Annotated in this window: 13 protein-coding genes and 1 pseudogene; 4 read left to right on the top strand and 10 right to left on the bottom strand. The window is 38.2% G+C overall.

Going from position 1 to position 17,747, the window contains the following annotated elements; all coding sequences use genetic code 11:
• Positions 1-5: 5 nt before the first annotated feature.
• The 3 genes from pqqB to ppk1 form a co-directional block, all read right to left on the bottom strand.
• Positions 6-917, bottom strand: coding sequence for a pyrroloquinoline quinone biosynthesis protein PqqB (gene pqqB, locus CSB87_RS19280; protein ID WP_004887239.1), 912 nt, complete (start codon positions 915-917; stop codon positions 6-8).
• Between the two features lie 75 nt (positions 918-992).
• The gene (gene pqqA / locus CSB87_RS19275; RefSeq protein WP_001982218.1) at positions 993-1,067 is read right to left on the bottom strand and encodes a pyrroloquinoline quinone precursor peptide PqqA; all 75 of its coding nucleotides are present in this window, start codon (positions 1,065-1,067) and stop codon (positions 993-995) included.
• Between the two features lie 223 nt (positions 1,068-1,290).
• Complete coding sequence (gene ppk1 / locus CSB87_RS19270) at positions 1,291-3,366, bottom strand: polyphosphate kinase 1 (protein ID WP_004887241.1); 2,076 nt, start codon at positions 3,364-3,366, stop codon at positions 1,291-1,293.
• Positions 3,367-3,673: 307 nt separating this feature from the next.
• On the opposite strand from ppk1, the gene CSB87_RS19265 reads away from it, so the two are divergent.
• Positions 3,674-5,455 (top strand): bifunctional metallophosphatase/5'-nucleotidase, encoded by a 1,782-nt coding sequence (locus tag CSB87_RS19265; RefSeq protein WP_006580913.1) that lies wholly within the window; start codon positions 3,674-3,676, stop codon positions 5,453-5,455.
• A gap of 72 nt (positions 5,456-5,527) precedes the next feature.
• Here CSB87_RS19265 and CSB87_RS19260 read toward each other — a convergent pair whose 3' ends face one another.
• Together CSB87_RS19260 and CSB87_RS19255 are read right to left on the bottom strand one after the other, a co-directional pair.
• Positions 5,528-5,929 carry a Fur family transcriptional regulator gene (locus tag CSB87_RS19260; protein ID WP_004887245.1) on the bottom strand — a complete coding sequence of 134 codons (402 nt, stop codon included), beginning with the start codon at positions 5,927-5,929 and terminating at the stop codon, positions 5,528-5,530.
• A gap of 136 nt (positions 5,930-6,065) precedes the next feature.
• The gene (locus tag CSB87_RS19255) at positions 6,066-8,027 is read right to left on the bottom strand and encodes a TonB-dependent receptor plug domain-containing protein (protein ID WP_004887246.1); all 1,962 of its coding nucleotides are present in this window, start codon (positions 8,025-8,027) and stop codon (positions 6,066-6,068) included.
• Between the two features lie 217 nt (positions 8,028-8,244).
• Between CSB87_RS19255 and CSB87_RS19250 the strand changes: the two genes are divergently transcribed.
• Positions 8,245-11,379, top strand: coding sequence for a multidrug efflux RND transporter permease subunit (locus CSB87_RS19250; protein WP_106105132.1), 3,135 nt, complete (start codon positions 8,245-8,247; stop codon positions 11,377-11,379).
• A gap of 45 nt (positions 11,380-11,424) precedes the next feature.
• Here CSB87_RS19250 and CSB87_RS20130 read toward each other — a convergent pair whose 3' ends face one another.
• The 5 genes and pseudogenes from CSB87_RS20130 to CSB87_RS19230 form a co-directional block, all read right to left on the bottom strand.
• Entirely contained in the window at positions 11,425-11,625 is a 201-nt protein-coding gene (locus CSB87_RS20130) for a phosphopantetheine-binding protein (protein WP_371508613.1), read from the bottom strand.
• Between the two features lie 18 nt (positions 11,626-11,643).
• Positions 11,644-12,294, bottom strand: a pseudogene (locus tag CSB87_RS19245) (isochorismatase family protein); the annotation flags it as partial.
• 20 nt (positions 12,295-12,314) lie between these two features.
• Positions 12,315-13,979, bottom strand: a complete 1,665-nt coding sequence (locus tag CSB87_RS19240; protein WP_004887249.1) for a (2,3-dihydroxybenzoyl)adenylate synthase — start codon at positions 13,977-13,979, stop codon at positions 12,315-12,317.
• Between the two features lie 11 nt (positions 13,980-13,990).
• Complete coding sequence (locus tag CSB87_RS19235) at positions 13,991-15,214, bottom strand: isochorismate synthase (protein ID WP_004887250.1); 1,224 nt, start codon at positions 15,212-15,214, stop codon at positions 13,991-13,993.
• Positions 15,215-15,258: 44 nt separating this feature from the next.
• On the bottom strand, positions 15,259-16,029 hold the full coding sequence (locus tag CSB87_RS19230; RefSeq protein ID WP_004887251.1) for an SDR family oxidoreductase: 771 nt from the start codon (positions 16,027-16,029) through the stop codon (positions 15,259-15,261).
• A 265-nt stretch (positions 16,030-16,294) separates the two neighbouring features.
• Between CSB87_RS19230 and fes the strand changes: the two genes are divergently transcribed.
• Positions 16,295-17,494: an enterochelin esterase gene (fes, locus tag CSB87_RS19225; RefSeq protein WP_004887252.1), complete on the top strand. Its 1,200-nt coding sequence runs from the start codon at positions 16,295-16,297 to the stop codon at positions 17,492-17,494.
• Between the two features lie 29 nt (positions 17,495-17,523).
• Positions 17,524-17,739 (top strand): MbtH family protein, encoded by a 216-nt coding sequence (locus tag CSB87_RS19220; RefSeq protein WP_004708805.1) that lies wholly within the window; start codon positions 17,524-17,526, stop codon positions 17,737-17,739.
• Positions 17,740-17,747 lie beyond the last annotated feature (8 nt).

Raw genomic sequence — 17,747 nt, 5'->3', positions numbered from 1 at the left:
TCACCTTAGAGTTCGATCTGCATGCCATCATAGGCAACTTCTACACCATGTGCTTTTAGTTCAGCAAATTGAGCAGAGTCTTCATTTAAAATCGGATTGGTATTGTTAATATGAATCAGCACTTTTTTGGGTGTATTGAGTTGGTTCAAATAAGACAGTGAACCGCCTTCCCCACTAATATATAAATGTCCCATTTCACGGCCAGTTTTTTTACCTACACCCGTTTGCTGCATTTCATCATCGGTCCAGAGTGTGCCATCAATCATGACGCAGTCAGAATTTTGCATAATCTGCATGATTTGATCATCAATCTTTCCAAGCCCTGGTGCATAAAACAACTGTTTTTGTGTTTTACGATCTTTGATGATTAAGGCAATATTGTCGCCCTCATGCGGGTCATGGCGATGTGGTGAATATGGCGGTGCCGCGCTTTGAATAATTAAAGGTAAAAATTCTAAATTTTCAAAACCATCAATTTTAAAAGCTTGTTTAGGATTAATTTCATTGTATTGAAGACCGCCATTCCAGTGCTTCAACATATTAAAGACTGGAAAACCTGTGGTCAGGTCTTGATAGACCATTTCTGTACACCACACATTCATTGGACAGCCTTCACGTAAAGTTAACAGTCCAGTGGTATGGTCAAGTTGGCTATCCATCAAAATAACGTTGGTAATGCCCGTGTCACGTAATTTACGTGCAGGTTGAGCTGTTTTAAAGTCAAATAATTGCTGACGGATATCTGGTGATGCGTTTAATAAAATCCAGTCTACGCCGTTTTCTGAAACCGCAATTGAAGATTGAGTTCGTACTTTGGCATTAATTTTACCTGTACGAACACCATGACAATTAGGACAATTACAGTTCCACTGAGGGAAGCCGCCTCCAGCCGCTGAACCTAAAATATAAATATACATAAAATTAATATCTTATTAGAAAGACATAAGCCCTAGAACAAAACTAGGGCTTATGTCAGATTTGAATAGAAATAATTAACGTGCTTCAAAGTACATTGTTACTTCAAAACCAATACGTAAATCAGTGAAAGCTGGTTTTGTCCATTGCATAAATTTTTCTCCAGTCAGGATTAATCTTGCGAAATGAATCACTTGATTAAATCTTATAAAGCAATTAAAAATTTATTCTAATTAAAAATGCCACGTTTGTAGATAAGGTTGATACAAGATATTGTTCGATAATTGTGTTTTTTGTCCAAATTTTAATAACTCCTTATCAATCAAAGGTGATTAAAAGGTCATAACAGACAAATATTCTGCTATGACCGAACTTTTACACGGCTAAGTTCATTAAGTATTGCTGTGCAATATAAAGATCTTGCTCTGGTTTAGGCTGACATTGCACCCAAGTTCCATCGGCTTGTAGTTCCCATGCTTGACGATTATCTTTTAGATAATTGTTTAGCCCATCTTCAATCACTTGTTTCTTTAATTTTTTACTTTCGATTGGGAAGCAGGTTTCGATACGAGAGAACAAATTACGTTCCATCCAGTCTGCACTAGCGCAAAACACTTTTGTATCACCATCATTATAAAAATAGTAAACTCGAGTATGTTCTAAATAGCGTCCAACAATTGAACGTACTCGAATATTATCGGACAACCCTGTAACTTGTGGTATTAAACAGCAAATTGAGCGAATAATTAAATCAATTTGTACACCCGCTTGAGAAGCTTTATAAAGCGCGCTGATGAGCTGTGGTTCAGTAAGCGCATTCACTTTAATGATGATGTGTGCTTTTTTGCCAGCAAGGCTATTTTTAATTTCTTGTTCAATAAGCTCTAGCAACTGAGAGTGCAAGGTAAAAGGTGCATGAAAAAGTTTCTTAAGCTTTGCCATTTTGCCCATACCGGTCAGTTCTTGGAAAATCTTATGTACGTCTTCACAAATTTCAGCATCACTCGTAAGCAGGCCAAAATCGGTATAAATTTTGGCATTCACCGCATGATAGTTGCCTGTACCTAAGTGGACATATCTTTTAATTTTGTCTTGTTCACGGCGAACAACTAAAATCATTTTAGCGTGAGTTTTATAGCCAACAATGCCATAAACGACAACTGCACCTGCTTCTTGCAATACGTTAGCTACTTCAATATTGGACTCTTCGTCAAAACGTGCTCGTAACTCAATAACAGCAGTGACCTCTTTACCGTTACGCGCCGCTTCTGCAAGAAGTTGAACGATTTCCGAGTTGGCACCACTACGGTATAAGGTTTGTTTAATTGCCAAGACATTTGGGTCTTGAGCAGCTTCCCGAAGAAACTTAATAACGGGTGCAAAAGAATCAAATGGATGATGAAGTAAAACATCCCCTGCTTTTAACACATCAAAAATTGGCTTTTTGCTATAGAGAAGTTTTGGTAAAACCTGTTGATACGGTTTATAGCGCAACTCTGGCAAATCAAAGTTGGAAATAAAACGGGCTAAATTGACAGGACCATCGACGTAATAAAGATGTTCTGCATCTAAATCAAATTGCTCTAATAAATAGTTCGCAATTTCTTCAGGACATTTTTTTGCTACTTCCAAACGAACTGCTTGACCAAAACGGCGTGAAGATAATTCACCTTTTAAAGCTGCCGCCAAGTCTTCTACATCTTCAGAAACGGTTAAATCAGCATTTCGGGTCACACGAAATTGATGACAGCCTGTCGCTTTCATACCCGGAAATAAATCCGAAATATGCTGGTGAATAATGGCAGAGAGCAGAATGTAATGTTCTGCACCACCGGAAATATGCTCCGGAATTTTAACAAGTCTTGGTAAAGAACGCGGTGCCGGCACAATAGCTAAATCAATCTGACGTCCGAAAGCATCTTTGCCTTCCAAAGTCACAATGAAGTTAAGACTTTTATTAACTAACCGTGGAAATGGGTGTGCAGGATCAAGACTAATTGGTGTAACTACAGGTTGTACTTCTTTAAAAAAGTACTCTTTAATCCATTCTTTATGTTTTTCTAATATATCGCCGTGCTGAATAAAGTGGACGCCATAGCCTTGCAACTGTGGCAACAACGTATAATTTAAAATCTTATATTGCTCTTCAACGGCTTCATGAGCATTTTTCGAAATTTGCTTTAATACTTCTGGTAATGGCAGACCTTCTGGTCCAGTCGCTTGTGTCATTAGGCTAATTTTCTGGATTAAACTTGCCACACGAATTTCAAAAAATTCATCCAGATTACGTGAAAAAATAATTAAAAAATTTAAACGTTCAAGTAATGGGTGTTCAATATCTTTGGCCTGAGCGAGCACACGCTTATGAAACTCTAATAAAGAGAGTTCTCTATTGATATATGTCTCTAAATTATGCTGGTTTGAGCTAGATAATGTAGGTAATGATGTCATTCTTGACTCTTATAATGGATAAAAAGTGAACATGAATAAAAAAGATTAATTTAAAAATATATAACCGATTTTATTCACTGAACATTTTGTAACTGTTTTATTGCAAATTCATGAATTTTTTATGAAAAACTTAAAAATTAACATCTATTTATGTGTCTTAAATATTTCCTTTTATTAGTTTACCTCTAATATTATCTTAGCATTAATTTTTTAAAGATCATCTGATTTTGATTAAGATTTAGTTTTCATCAAATATTCACACAGTATGCGTATTTTTTATGCATCTTAATTCACCAATTGATAAAAAATGACAACTTTAAATATATTATTTAAGACAACATCTTTATGTCTGGCGATGGCTTTATTAGCCGGTTGTAATGATAACAATGACAGTGATTCAAATACATCTGCGCCCCGAAGTAACCAGATTGTCGATATTTTAGCTTTTAATGACTTTCACGGAAATCTAGAGCCACCTAAACGCTACGTTGATGCCGCTAACCCTAATGACGCGTCTCGAACAGTTCGTATTCCAGTTGGTGGTGTGAGTTACCTTGCAGACGCAATTAAAAAACTTAGAGCTCAAAATCCAAATAATGCTGTTGTTTCAGCGGGTGATTTAATTAGTGCTTCGCCACTCACTTCTTCATTATTTTTAGATGAGCCAACCATTGACGTCATGAATGATATTCAAATTGACTTTAATGCAGTCGGTAACCATGAGTTTGACCGAGGTACAGATGAGTTACGCCGTTTGCAAAATGGTGGATGTCAACAATATACAAGTACAGTACCCTGCCAAATTAATAAAAACTTTAGTGGGGCGAAATTTAATTTCCTTGCAGCTAACGTCGCAATGAAAAACGATGCAAGTAAAACTATTTTTCCAGCTTATAAAGTCAAAATGTATGGCGGAATTCCAGTAGCATTTATTGGTTTAACGCTTAAAGCGACTCCAAGTATTGTTTCTGCAGCCGGCATTAAAGATGTTGAATTTCGTGATGAAGCGGATACGGTCAATGCGCTAATTCCTGAACTACAAAAACAAGGAATTCAGGCAATTGTTGTAGTTGTTCACGAAGGTGCTGCACCAAGTACTAAACTTAATGAAAAAACTTGTGATGGCTTAAGTGGACCTATTTTAGGTATTTTAGATCGCTTAAATCCGGCAGTTGATATTGTTGTTTCAGGGCATACGCATCAATCTTATATTTGTGACTATGCAACTAAAAATCCAGCTAAGCCATTCTTACTGACTTCAGCTGGCCAATACGGCACACTTATTACCGATATTAAGATTGAGCTAGACGGTAAAACTGGCGATATCATTAAAAAAGATGCTAAACAAATTCCGATTCAAAGTGAGGCCTATACTTCAGGCACAATGACCGTAAGCCTTACAGATCTTTATCAAAAATTTAGTAAGACACCAAGTATTGAAGCGATTTTAGATAAATACCGTCAGGCGGTAACAACCATTTCTGGACGCGTAGTTGGAACTTCTACTGCCGTTGTGAGCCGTACTCAAGTCGAAAGTGGTGAAAGTCCGTTAGGTGATATGATTGCCGACGCACAACAAGCCTCTGCTCTTAAAGCAAGCGATCAAGGTTCAGACTTTACACTCATGAACCCAGGTGGTGTACGTGCCGACCTCTTAATTAATAACAATAACCAAATTACTTTTGGTGATATTTTTGCGGTTCAGCCTTTTGGTAACTCTATTGTGACACTGAGTTTAACCGGTAAACAAATTCGAGATGTGCTTGAGCAGCAATGGTCTGGTGGAAATGCAAGTTCTCCTAAAATTTTACAGCCGTCTAAAGAGTTAAGTTATCAATATTCAGCAAACACAACCGTTTCACCACGAGCAAGCAATATTATGGTTGCTGGTTCCCCATTGGTTGATACGAAGGTGTACCGTGTAACGGTAAATAGTTTCTTAGCAGATGGTGGTGACAACTTCACTGTATTAAAAGATGGCCAGAACCGCGTTGGTGGTGGTCAAGATATTGATGCCTTTGAAAGCTATGTTGCTAAAAATTCACCACTCATTATTCCGTCTACAACTCGAATTAAAGTCATCAAATAATTTCATTTAATGAAGTATAAAGGACAGTACGAAGCTGTCCTTTATTTTTATATGAAAATTTAAACGAAATTTTTATTCAGTATAGAGGTTAAGTTCTACACTGCTGATGTCTGTTCCAGTATTTGCAAAAATAATATCTATAACTTCGTGTAATAGTTCCTTCACTTTTTCATGTTCAAAGCTTGAAGTTTCGGCTGTTTTTAAGCAAATCAGATTACAACTCATTTTGTCTTTTCTGAGTTTATAAATACTTTTACTTTTTCCCAAAAACACTCTTTTGACGAGTTTACGATTTTCAAATTCAGATAAAATTCGGTAAATAGTTCCTAGCGTAATTTTATATTCATTTTTAAGTTGTGCATAAATACTATCCGCACTTAAGCCATGTGGGTTCTGATTTAAAATTTCAAAAACCTGTATTCTCGATTTTTTTATCGGTAGTCCATTTAATAATGATTTTGATATTGTCGTCATGTTAATTAACCTGAATGTTTAGAAATATAGGAATTTTTAAAAATTATTTTGTCTATATTTACTTGAAATCATGGGTGTTTTACTAAAAATCTCAAAGCCTATTCCCCTATGAATAAGCTTTGAGTCTAGATTTAGCTTAGAAACTATAAGTCGCTTTTAAGAAGTAATTGCGGCCATAAAGTTTGGTATTAAAGGTTTTGTTTTTATCCTCCAAATCAACATCGGTCAGGTTTTTTACACCATAGTCCAGTGTTAAACGTGGCGTAATAGGAGAAGTAAATGTCACGTCATAGGTGGTATAAGCTGGCAACTCTTTAGTTGCAGAGTACATTTGTTTGCCTACATAACTCACGCCTGCATTTACACGAAAGTCTTGAACTGGTGCCCAGGAAATAGAGCCATTGGCAAGCCATTCTGGTCGTTCGGTTAAGTCTTTACCTGTGGTTTTATTTTTTGCGTCGAGATAAGTTGCGTTTGCCTTAACACCTAAATTGTCAGTGAAATCATATCCACCTGTAAGCTCAACACCTTTGAGTTCTGCGCGACTCACATTGGTCCAGATTTTTCTAAAATCACCTACTAAACGCGGGTCACCATCACTCAAGGTAATTGCTTCAATCAAGTTCTTCACATCGTTTTGGAAAACTGTAACGCCAGCATTCCAGTTTGGACGGGTCACAATTAAGGATGCTTCATAGTTTGTACTTTCTTCGGGTGCTAGGTTTGGATTACCTCGAATGTGACAACTACCTCCACATGAAATCATCGAGTAGTTAATGTCTAACTGAGCAGGAGCCGGAACTTTATAAGCTTGTCCCACGCCACCTTTAAGTATGACTCCTTCAGCGAGTTGATATGCTAAATAGGCTTTACCTGTGGTTTTACCATCAAAGTCATCAAAATCGTCATAACGACCACCTAATGTTAAGGTAAGTGCGTCATTAATATGGGTATCGTTTTGAACAAATATACCGTAGCTCTTTTGCTGATTCTTTCCAGTGCCGATATAACTTACGACATCTGTAATTTTCTGATCTTTATAATCAAAACCACTGGTCGTATTATTCATGAGCCAGTCAAAGTTGGCAAAAGCACGGCCAATTAAATTTTCTTGTTTATAGTGACGGCTTTGAGGCGCATCGTATTCACTGTCATAGTCATAAATTTTGGCGGTTTCTTTACCGATATAAGCTTCTGTTTTACCCCAAGCCCATTTACCACGGTGAGCAATCCCCACATTGGTACGTTTCATTTCTGATTCTTGAATGGAGGTAGCTGCATCTTGAGTTAGCGGGCGTTTATCGTTGTTATAGCCCAAATCTAGATCTAAGGTTTGCTGGTCATTAATATTCCAGCTTAAAGTACCATTTACGTTTTTGGTGTCTTTTTCTACAAAATATGCACCATCTGGATCTGGCTGGCCCTTTCTATACCATGCATCGCGGTTATAAGCATCACCTGCCAGAGTGAAACTTAAATTATCGGTTAAACCACCGTATAGATTAAACCCGTAACGGTACTGGTTTTTACCATCACCACGGTCTGCTCGGTTATATTGACCAAAAATAGAACCGTGTAATTGTCCATCTTCTGCTTTTTTGGTAATAATGTTAATAACACCGCCCATCGCATCTGCACCATAGAGAGATGACATTGGCCCACGAATCACCTCAACACGCTCAATACTATTTAAAGGAATCGCACTCCAGTCAAAGTCATTGCCTCGCCACATGGCGCCATTAGATGACATGCGTTTACCGTTTAAAAGAATTAAGGTGTAGTTCCCTGAGGTATTCAGCATTCCCCGTATAACGATTTTATCTTGACCACTGTTATAGTTATAAACCCCAGCTTGTTTTTGTAAAACATCGGCAAGGCTGAGTGCCGCGCTACGTTCAATATCTTCACTTGTGATTACACTAATCGATGCAGGTGCTTTATCTACATCTTGTTCTTTTAAAGCAGCAGAAACCACAATAGTTTTAAGTTTTTGAACAGGTTCATTTGTGCCTTGTTGGTCAATATCGGTATTTGCTTGGACTGCAAATGGAAGCAGTGTTGAGAGGGCGACCACCAGCGCCTTTTTTGTTAACGTCATTTCTCGGTCCTTATATTTTATAACGATTACCATATGATAATTGTTATCATTTATGATGTGCCGAGCATGATAGCCCCATGACTTTTATTGTTCAAGATAAAAGTAATTATTATTTATATAATGATAATCATTATTGTTTGTTTGGTTTAAAAAAGTTAATATTGCAATTTGGTGTGCCTAAAAACCTATTGAAAACAAGCTTAAAGTAGACATAACAATGCTCTCTCGATTTTTTATTTATCACCCTATTTTTGTATCTGTCATTGCCATCACTATTCTTATTTTTGGTTTTTTTTCTATTCGTGCAATGCCGGTTGAGCGTTATCCAAACCTAGCTCCTCCAAGTGTCACAGTGATTGCTAATTACCGAGGTGCGTCTGCTGAAACTGTTGAAGAAAGCGTAACTCAGATTTTAGAACAACAAATTAAAGGACTAGATAACTTACTTTATTTCACATCAAATAGTGAATCGTCAGGAACGACCAGTATTGATATTCATTTTAAAATTGGTACAGATATCGATAAGGCACAATTACAAGTACAAAATCGCATTAACAGTGCATTAAACCGTCTACCTGAACAGGTCCAACGACAAGGGGTAAATATTTGGAAAACCACAGGTGATATGCTGTTAATTGTGGGGCTATACGATGAAACAGGAAAAGCCAGCAATATCGAATTATCGGACTATATGGTCAATCACTTTGAACAACCACTCTCACAATTGCAAGGAATTGGTGAAGTGGATGTGTTTGGTTCAAGTTATGCAATGCGTATTTGGTTAAATCCAAATCAACTTAGAAATTATCAACTTATGCCGAGTGATGTTGAACAGGCACTTGAAGATTACAATACTCAAATAGCTGCTGGCTCAATTGGTGCTATGCCTTCTGCTTCTGATCAGAATATTTATGCCAAAGTTACTGCTGGTTCTCGATTAAAAACAGTCGATGATTTTAAATCGGTTGTCGTTAAAGCTAATGTAGATGGCAGTCTGGTTTATTTAAAAGATGTGGCGAGAGTTGAATTAGGCGCCGAAAACTATGAAAGTATCAATACGCTAAACGGCTACCCTTCCGCTGGTTTAGGTATTTCACTCAGTCCTGATGCGAACGCGATTGAAACCTCTGGTCTAATTAAAGCAAAAATTGAACAGCTCAAGCAGCATCTACCTACTGGATATAAAATTGTTTATCCACGTGACAATACACCGTTTATTGAAGAGTCCATTAAACAAGTCATCATTACTCTGCTTGAAGCTGTGGTGTTGGTCGTCATTGTCATGTATCTCTTTTTACAAAATTGGCGCGCTACACTTATTCCAACCATTACTGTACCTATTGTGATTTGCGGTACCTTTGTTGTGTTGTATTTGACTGGTATGAGTATTAACACTCTTACCCTGTTTGCACTGGTTTTAGCGATTGGATTATTAGTCGATGACACGATTGTAGTGGTTGAAAATGTTGAACGGCTTATGCATGAACAACATTTAAGTGTTCGGGATGCATGCTTAGCATCGATGCAGGAAATTACTGGTGCATTGATTGGTATTACCTTGGTACTAACCGCCGTATTTATCCCGATGGCTTTTTTTAGTGGTTCAACGGGTATGATTTACCGCCAGTTTTCAATTACCCTAGCGGCTGCGATGTTGTTATCTTTATTGGTAGCCATGTTTATTACGCCAGCTTTGTGTGCTGTCTTACTAAAAAAACAAACTCAAAAACCTAAATGGGGACAAAAACTTGAGACTTTGCTTGAAAAAGTTAAAGTTGGTTTTAGTTTTTTAGCAACAAGTTTAATCAAATTTAAAGCACTTTCATGTCTTGTCGTGTTGGCTTTAGTTGCTGTTTTAATTGTGATTTATCGTAGTTTGCCGACGAGCTTTATTCCAAATGAAGATCAAGGTTTGTTGGCTGTGCCTTATAGTTTGCATAACAGTGCTTCTATGAGCCAAACACAAGAAGTAGGTAAACTGGTCAATAACTATTTCTTTGAACATGAAGCTAAAAATATTAATACCGTACTAGTAGTTAATGGACAAAACTTTTCAGGAAGTGGTCCAAATTTAGGCATGGCCTTTGTTTCCTTAAAGCATTGGAATGAACGTAAAGGTGAAGCTAATACTGCAAGTGCTATTCGTGAACGTGCGCAAAATTACTTGCAAAAAAACTTACCAGCTAAAGTTATGGTGGGTATGCCTGCAAGTGTTTCTGGTTTGGGCCAATCTGATGCTCTAGAACTTTGGCTCAGAGATGTAAATGGTCAAGGACGCAATGAACTCATTAAACAATATAAAGCTTTAGAAAATGAATCTCGCAATTATCCTGCTTTTGAAAATTTAAGCCCGCTTGTAAGTGAGAATAAGGCTGAGGTTTTCATTCAGCTCGATCAGAATAAAGCCAAAATATTAGGGATTGATCAACAAGCGATTCGCTCAACCCTATCAACTGCTTGGGGTGGAAACTATGTGGGTGATTTTGTTGAAAGAGGCAAAATTAAACGAATTATTATGCAAGGTGATGCTGAATTTCGTTCTAAACCTGAAGATTTAGCTTATTGGCACGTCCGTAATAATACAGGTGGAATGCTTTCTCTTGCACATTTTGGTCGAAGCGAATGGATTGGTGGCCCAGAGACCTTAACGCGATTTATGGGGCTTGCTGCCATACAACTTGAAGCAAATGTCAGTTCTGGCTTTAGTTCAGGTCAGGCGATGCAACAGTTAAGTGATATGGTGGGCAAACAGTCTGGTGTAGATGTCGCATGGAGTGGCCTCTCTTTACAAGAGCAGCAATCGAGCCAACAAGCCTTATTTTTATACATTATCTCTATTTTATTTATTTTTTTATGTTTAGCCGCTTTATATGAAAGCTGGAAAGTACCTCTTATTATTTTACTAGGACTTCCACTAGGAATTACTGGAACTCTTGTATTTGCTCAAATCTTTAGCTTACCAAACGATGTGTATTTCCAAATCGCGTTACTAACGGGTATTGGTTTGTCTTGTAAAAATGCGATTTTAATTGTGGAGTTCGCAACTAAAGCCATAAAACAAGGTAAAGGCTATGTTACTGCTGCGTGTGAGGCTTTAGCTTTACGCTTACGTCCAATTTTAATGACGTCTTTAGCTTTTGGTGCAGGTGTTATTCCCCTTGTCGTTGCTACAGGTGCTGGTGCCGTGAGTCGCCATGAAATTGGTATGAGTGTATTTGGCAGTGTAGTTATAGGAACTTTACTGGTGCCTGTATTTACGGTCTTTTTCTTTGTTTTGGTACATAGTTTACCGGTTTTAAAATGGTCGCTTGGCCGTGTATTTAGATATAGAAAAGACCATTCATCTTTATAAAATAAAAAAAGCAGATCAATGATCTGCTTTTTTTATCATTTGAATTTAAGCGACTAGTTTCTCAATCCATACTTCTAATGTAGGTTGTTCTGCCAAATCTTCAAAGCTTACCTGAGCACCATAAGCCTGCCATTTACCCACTAAAGTCATTAAGCGAACTGAATCAAGCCCAAGCATGAGTAAATCATCATTTAACTGAATGTCTGAAGCTGGAATTTGTAATTGTTCACTTACCGCGAGAACAATTCCTTCTGGGGTTAATGGCGAGGTTGCTTGTTCGAGTTCCCAAGCACGAGTCACTTGTTGAGTTGTCATCACCTGAGCACAACGTGTACTCGCATATTTTAATGCCATATCGTGCTCTTCGCGACTAAAGTCAGCGAGTGCATCTCCACATAAAAATGGTTGTATGTTTAGCATAAATGCTTCTGCGGCACTCATGAGACAGCCAATATGGGCATAAACACCACAAATAATAAGTTGATCACGGCCCGACTCACGCATGAGTTGTTCAAGTGGGGAAAACTTAAATGCGCTATAACGCCATTTTGTTAAAACAGTATCATTTTTCTGAGGCGAGATTTCCGGCAAAATCTGAGTAATATACGGATCATCTTTTAACCCGGTTCCCCAAAAATCGGTCAATAGTTGACGGTGTTCAGGCGTCTGATTACCGGGCTGTGCAGTATAAACCACTGGAATATTAAATTTACGTGCGGTTTTAATCAGTTCTTTGGTATTTCTAATGAGCTCTGGAATAGGTGCTTGAGTTTGGTCATAAAAATCTAAAAAATACTGCTGCATGTCATGGACCAGTAACACGGCGCGATTGGTATGTAACTGCCAATGGGTTTTATTGGGCGTAAACTCATGGGCTTGAGGCATACTGTAGCTAGCAATTTTGGGAATACTCATTAAATTTTCCTTTTTTATCTTTAGGCAAGAACATTGGTTTTAGTTTCAAGTTGTTGACGTAATCTTTTTTTGTTGATTTTTCCAAAAGCTGTATATGGAAACTGCTCGATAAATTCGACACGATCAGGAATTTTGTAGGTAGCAAGCCCATAGTCTTTCAGATGTTGTCGAACTGACATCGCAAGGCGAATTGGACTTGGATCATCAGGTTGTGATTGCCATGCCACGAAAGCACAACTTTTTTCACCCATAACTTCATCGGGCATAGCAACCAGCGCTGCCAAGCGGATTTGTGGATGAGTTAATAACGCTTGTTCCACTTCTTCAGTCGCAATTTTTTCACCAGCACGATTAATTTGTTCTTTTGAACGCCCTTCCACAACAATGCAGCCATCTTCACGGATACGGACTAAATCGCCTGTGCGATAAAAACCGTCTGGTGTAAAAGAACGAGCATTATGCTCCGGTGCTTGGTAATAGCCGCGAATGGTATAGGGGCCACGAGTGAGCAAATGCCCTACCTGTCCAGCTTCTACGGGTTGGTCATGATCATCTAGTACTAAAATTTCGTCATCTGGCGAGATTTTTAAACCTTGGGTATGAATAATTTGTTCTTTTGACATGCCAAAACGGGTGTAGTTCACAAGCCCTTCAGCCATTCCAAAGACTTGTTGCAAACTAACCTTAAATTCATCAATTAAACGTAAGGCAGCAGCATCGGGTAAGCGTGCTCCACCGACTTGCAAGCAACGTAGAGTTGATAATATTGAATCTTGATCTTTGGCTGCTTTATCCATCCACGGTCGAACCAAGGCAGGAACCAAACAAGCATCTGTCACACCGTGTTTTTTAATAAGTGGGAATGCAGTTTCAGGGCTTGGATCTGTACCTAAAACCACCGCGCCGCCAGCATAAAAAATGCCTAAAGAACCAGCCGAGCTCATTGAAAAGTTATGTGCCGCAGGTAAAACCATCAATAAACGTGAAGTCTGATTGAGTTCGCAAATTTTGGCACTTTCACGCACACTGTATAGATAATCATCATGAGTACGTGGAATCAGTTTTGGAACACCTGTGCTACCCCCCGAAAGCTGTAAAAAAGCCACTTGATCTGCTGTAGTTGGCGAGATTGCTTCCGCTAGAATTTCTGTTTCTTTTAATAGATTTTCGATAGCAACAAAATTGCCAGCATCTCCAAGTACAAATACATACTCTAAGCAAGCTGCTGTTTGCTGAAGCTTTCCGGCAAGCTCTCGGTAGTCAAATTTTTGTGCACCAAAATCAGAACAGAAATAAGCTTTTGCTTGCGTTTGTTTAAAAAAGCTACTGAGTTCAGCATATCGATGGGCAGGCAATGACATGATAGGTAAAGCACCTAATCGAATCAGGGCGAAAAATAGAACATAGAACTGATAGTGGTTTGGCATTTGTACGACGGCTTTATCACCCGCGCGTAAGCCATATTGATATAAATGGCTTGCACAACAGTCAACTAAGTTGTCAAATTTTTCATAGCTAACAGCTTTATCTCCATCATAAATTGCAATATTTTTCGCATACTTTTGAGCACTTTCCCGTAAAAAGTCACTCAGATTTTGCCCAATCCAATAGCCTTTTTTACGGTAAGCCATGGCAAATTCTTCTGGATATGGTACAGCGCCCTCTAAATACTTTATTGTTGTCATCTGTATATTCCTTATCGTGGTAATTGGTCTGGTGAAATGTGCAGGCCATCAAGTACAGTACGGAACTTTGCAGCAGTTTCAGCATGTTCAGCTTGTGGACGTGAGGCTTCCACAATTCCTGCACCGGCAAATAAACGGGCAATATTTTGATAAATACGAGCACAGCGCACGGTCACAGACCATTCACCATTACCTTCGGCATCGGCCCAACCCATGGTTCCGGCGAATAGTTCACGGTTAAATGGTTCAAGTTGCTGAATCAAATTTTTTGCTACGGAACTTGGCTCACCACAAATTGCAGGTGTTGGATGTAGACGTTCAATTAAGTCAAAAACATGAGTATCGGCTTGCTTAAGCTCGCCCGTAATGTGTGAGGCCAAGTGCCAAAGACGTTTGGTGCGAATAAGTGAAGGTTGTTTGGGCACATGTAGTTGCTTGCAGAAAGGAGTGAGTTCATCGGCAATCATTTCGATGACAAGAGCATGCTCATGTTGATCTTTTTGTGAAGCCAGTAAAGCTCTTGCATTATTTTGGTCAACAATTGGGTCATCATCGCGTGCTAATGTGCCCGCAACAGGTTTACTCCAGATTTTATTATTTTGCTTTGCAATTAATAGTTCAGGACTTGCACCAACAAACCAACCTTCGCTTTGAGGGTGTCTTGCGACTGCATAGTTATATCCTTCAGGATTATGCTTGGCCAAGTTATAAAATACATCTGAGACTGGAAGATTCTCTTCAAATTCAAGTTGTAAAATACGTGCAAGTACTGCTTTATCTAGCTTTTGTGCCCGCATTTGTTGTACTAAATATTCAACCTGTTGTTTATAGTGTTCACCTGAAGGTAAATAATCGGCCTGCTTTAAGATTAAGTCATCAAGATTAATATCAGTTTGTGAAAATAAAGCTTTCTGGTAAACCTTGGCATCTAGCATTAGCATTAAATTGACATCTGCCGATGAACTAAATGGCAACCCACCCATAACCTTGGCATCGCTATAACCATCTGCAATTGCTTGTTGTAATTGTAGACGGGCTTCGTTTAGCCACTCTTTTAGCTGAGTGTCTTTTGTAACCTCAATATCTTTAAGTTTTTGATGACTCGATATGATGTATTCAGGAGTCGTAAATATAAAACCAGCGTTATCAGTGCAATTTAAAACTTCTTTTGCGAGTGTAATTCTGCTTTCAGTAAAATTTTCTCGTTGGATAAAATACGGATGCTGTACCGACATCTCGCAACTCCTTATAAAATTATTTTGTTGTGATGAATTAATATTTAAACGCCTAATGTGGCTCCCCCATCGACCACAATTTCTTGCATAGTAATTTGTGCTGCTTGGTCTGAAAGTAAAAAGCTAACGGTATTAGCGATATCTTCAGGCTGGGCAAGTTTTCTAAGTGGAATGCCAGTGCGGTACTGGTTTAAGTCGCCATCAATAACAGCAGGTGGAGGCGAATTGTCTGTCCAAAGCTGTTGTTGCATTTGCGTTAAAGTAGAACCTGGCGAAACGATATTGAGTCTGACTTGATGAGGTGCGATTTCAAGTGCAAGATTACGGCAGTAATGACTCAGTGCCGCTTTACTCGTTGCATACATGCCGAGCTGCATACGTGGCATACGTGCACTATTTGAGCTAATAGTGACAATACTTCCCTGTTTTTTTTCACAAAAGTGCTTGGCAAGTTGTTGACTAATTGCGATGGGTGCCATGACATTCACCGCAAAAAGTGTTTGCCAATCTTCCGGTTTTGCTTCAAGCATAGAACGCATAATTAATACGCCCGCTGCATTTACTAATCCTGTAATGTTGTGCTTTTCCAAAAGCTCTGCAATTAAATTTTGAGTAGTTTGTTGCTGTGTAATGTCTTGTGAAATTCCTTGCCAACGTGATATTTCATGGTTTTCTAGCTTTTGAATGATTTCCCATTGTTCTGGGTTTTCCTGTTGATCAATACCAATCACTTGATGCCCTTGCTGCAATAATTTTTTTGCAATAGCAGCTCCAATACCTCTTGCAGCACCTGTGACCACGATGGTAGAGCTCATATTTAACTCCTATTTGAAGCGATATTAAATTGCGCAACATAATTGCAAATAATTATCATTATTATCAAGTGCAATAAATATCAAACATATGATTACAATCTAAATCCAGCTATTTATTAACCATAATTTTAAATTAAGTTATTGTTTTTAATTAATATTATAAAAATAAGCATTTCTTTATTGATTATAATGATAATTGTTTTCATTTACTAATGAGAATCATTTTGATAATTTGACCGCGCTTTCTTGTCAAGATGGACTCAAAATGAAGCCATTTTCTCATCCTTTACATCCCCTATTTCAACAACTCAATGTTGGGAGTGAACTCTGGTGGAATACCATTAAAAAAGTAGGTAGCCCACTCGTTAACCTACAAAAAAATAAAGCGCTATGTACCTTTGTTTGGCGTAGTGCTGAGTCTAAAGAAAGTATTGGTGTTTACATCGATATCTATTCACAGAGCCCTTCTATCTATGAAAAGTGGAATCGTTTTAGCCATATAGCTGGAACGGATGTGTACTTTTTTGAAATAGAACTTCCTCTAGACTGGTCTGGGAGTTACGTTCTAGTTGTCACGAAAGATGAAGCTCCAAACTCAACCTGTACTACTACTCGACGTCAGTGGTGGCAAACACAACTAAAGGAAAACGCTCAAATTGATCCTTTAAGCCACCAAGCAGTTTATACAGGACATTTAGCGCGTTATATCAATCAGATTCAACTCAAAAACACAAAATCTTTAATAGACGATTGCCGAATTACAAAGACATTTAAATGGTCAAGTCGCTTATGCCAACAAGATTACTTGGTTGATATTTTTATTAGTGGTGAATTAACAGAAGAAAATCTGCCATTAATTATTTTGCTTGATGGCCAAATCTGGAGTCGAGAGCTTTCTCTTCTTCCTGAAATTCAACATTTAACTGTTTCATCTAAGATTCGACCAGCAGTTTATGTTTTTGTTCATAGTTTAAATAGCCAACAACGTCAGCGAGATTACGGATGTCATGATCTGTTTTGTCAGGCACTTTTAAATGAGTTAATTGAACAACTTATTCAAAAATACACCTTTATTTCACATCAAAATATCACATTGTGTGGGCAAAGCCTAGGCGGGTTATGTGCACTTTATAGCGCTCTGCTTTATCCAGATATTTTTCAGCGGCTAATTTTGCAATCCGGATCGTATTGGTGGTCGGATTTTTCAAAAAGTGCTTTAGCCAAAGAACACATAGGTAACCTTTTAGAATTCGTTAAAAAATCTCCAAATGCTTTATCTCAAAAAGCACAGATTTATATCAGTGCAGGCATCTATGAAACCGATATGCAAGAAGATGCACTTCAACTTTACCAACAATTGCAAGCATTTAATGACGTGAGTTTCCAATGTTTTGCAGGAGGCCATGATCCTGTGAACTGGCGCCCAGACTTACTTAAAGCATTGCAAGTTTTTCTTTCACTATAACCATTTGTTTCATCAAGGATAACAATACTATGAGTAACTTACAGGAAAATTATATCAATCCATTTGATAACGAAAGTTTGTCTTTTCAAGTTCTAAAAAATCAGCAAGGTGAATTTAGTTTATGGCCTGCGCAGCATCCCGTTCCGTCTGGATGGGATGTGCAGTATGGTCCTGACACACGGTCTTCATGCATTGCTTATGTAGAAAAGCATTGGTTAACCATTAATCCTTTTCAGCAAGCGTAATGGAGAGC

Origin of the sequence: Acinetobacter sp. AR_0276, assembly GCF_003000705.1 — a bacterium.
Taxonomy (GTDB): domain Bacteria; phylum Pseudomonadota; class Gammaproteobacteria; order Pseudomonadales; family Moraxellaceae; genus Acinetobacter; species Acinetobacter nosocomialis.
This window is presented reverse-complemented; position numbering and strand designations above follow the sequence as displayed.

Coding starts and splice junctions, on each gene's coding strand:
- pqqB (WP_004887239.1), bottom strand. CDS start 917: ATGTATATTTATATTTTAGGTTCAGCGGCTGGAGGCGGCTTCCCTCAG.
- ppk1 (WP_004887241.1), bottom strand. CDS start 3,366: ATGACATCATTACCTACATTATCTAGCTCAAACCAGCATAATTTAGAG.
- CSB87_RS19265 (WP_006580913.1), top strand. CDS start 3,674: ATGACAACTTTAAATATATTATTTAAGACAACATCTTTATGTCTGGCG.
- CSB87_RS19260 (WP_004887245.1), bottom strand. CDS start 5,929: ATGACGACAATATCAAAATCATTATTAAATGGACTACCGATAAAAAAA.
- CSB87_RS19255 (WP_004887246.1), bottom strand. CDS start 8,027: ATGACGTTAACAAAAAAGGCGCTGGTGGTCGCCCTCTCAACACTGCTT.
- CSB87_RS19250 (WP_106105132.1), top strand. CDS start 8,245: ATGCTCTCTCGATTTTTTATTTATCACCCTATTTTTGTATCTGTCATT.
- CSB87_RS19240 (WP_004887249.1), bottom strand. CDS start 13,979: ATGACAACAATAAAGTATTTAGAGGGCGCTGTACCATATCCAGAAGAA.
- CSB87_RS19235 (WP_004887250.1), bottom strand. CDS start 15,214: ATGTCGGTACAGCATCCGTATTTTATCCAACGAGAAAATTTTACTGAA.
- CSB87_RS19230 (WP_004887251.1), bottom strand. CDS start 16,029: ATGAGCTCTACCATCGTGGTCACAGGTGCTGCAAGAGGTATTGGAGCT.
- fes (WP_004887252.1), top strand. CDS start 16,295: ATGAAGCCATTTTCTCATCCTTTACATCCCCTATTTCAACAACTCAAT.
- CSB87_RS19220 (WP_004708805.1), top strand. CDS start 17,524: ATGAGTAACTTACAGGAAAATTATATCAATCCATTTGATAACGAAAGT.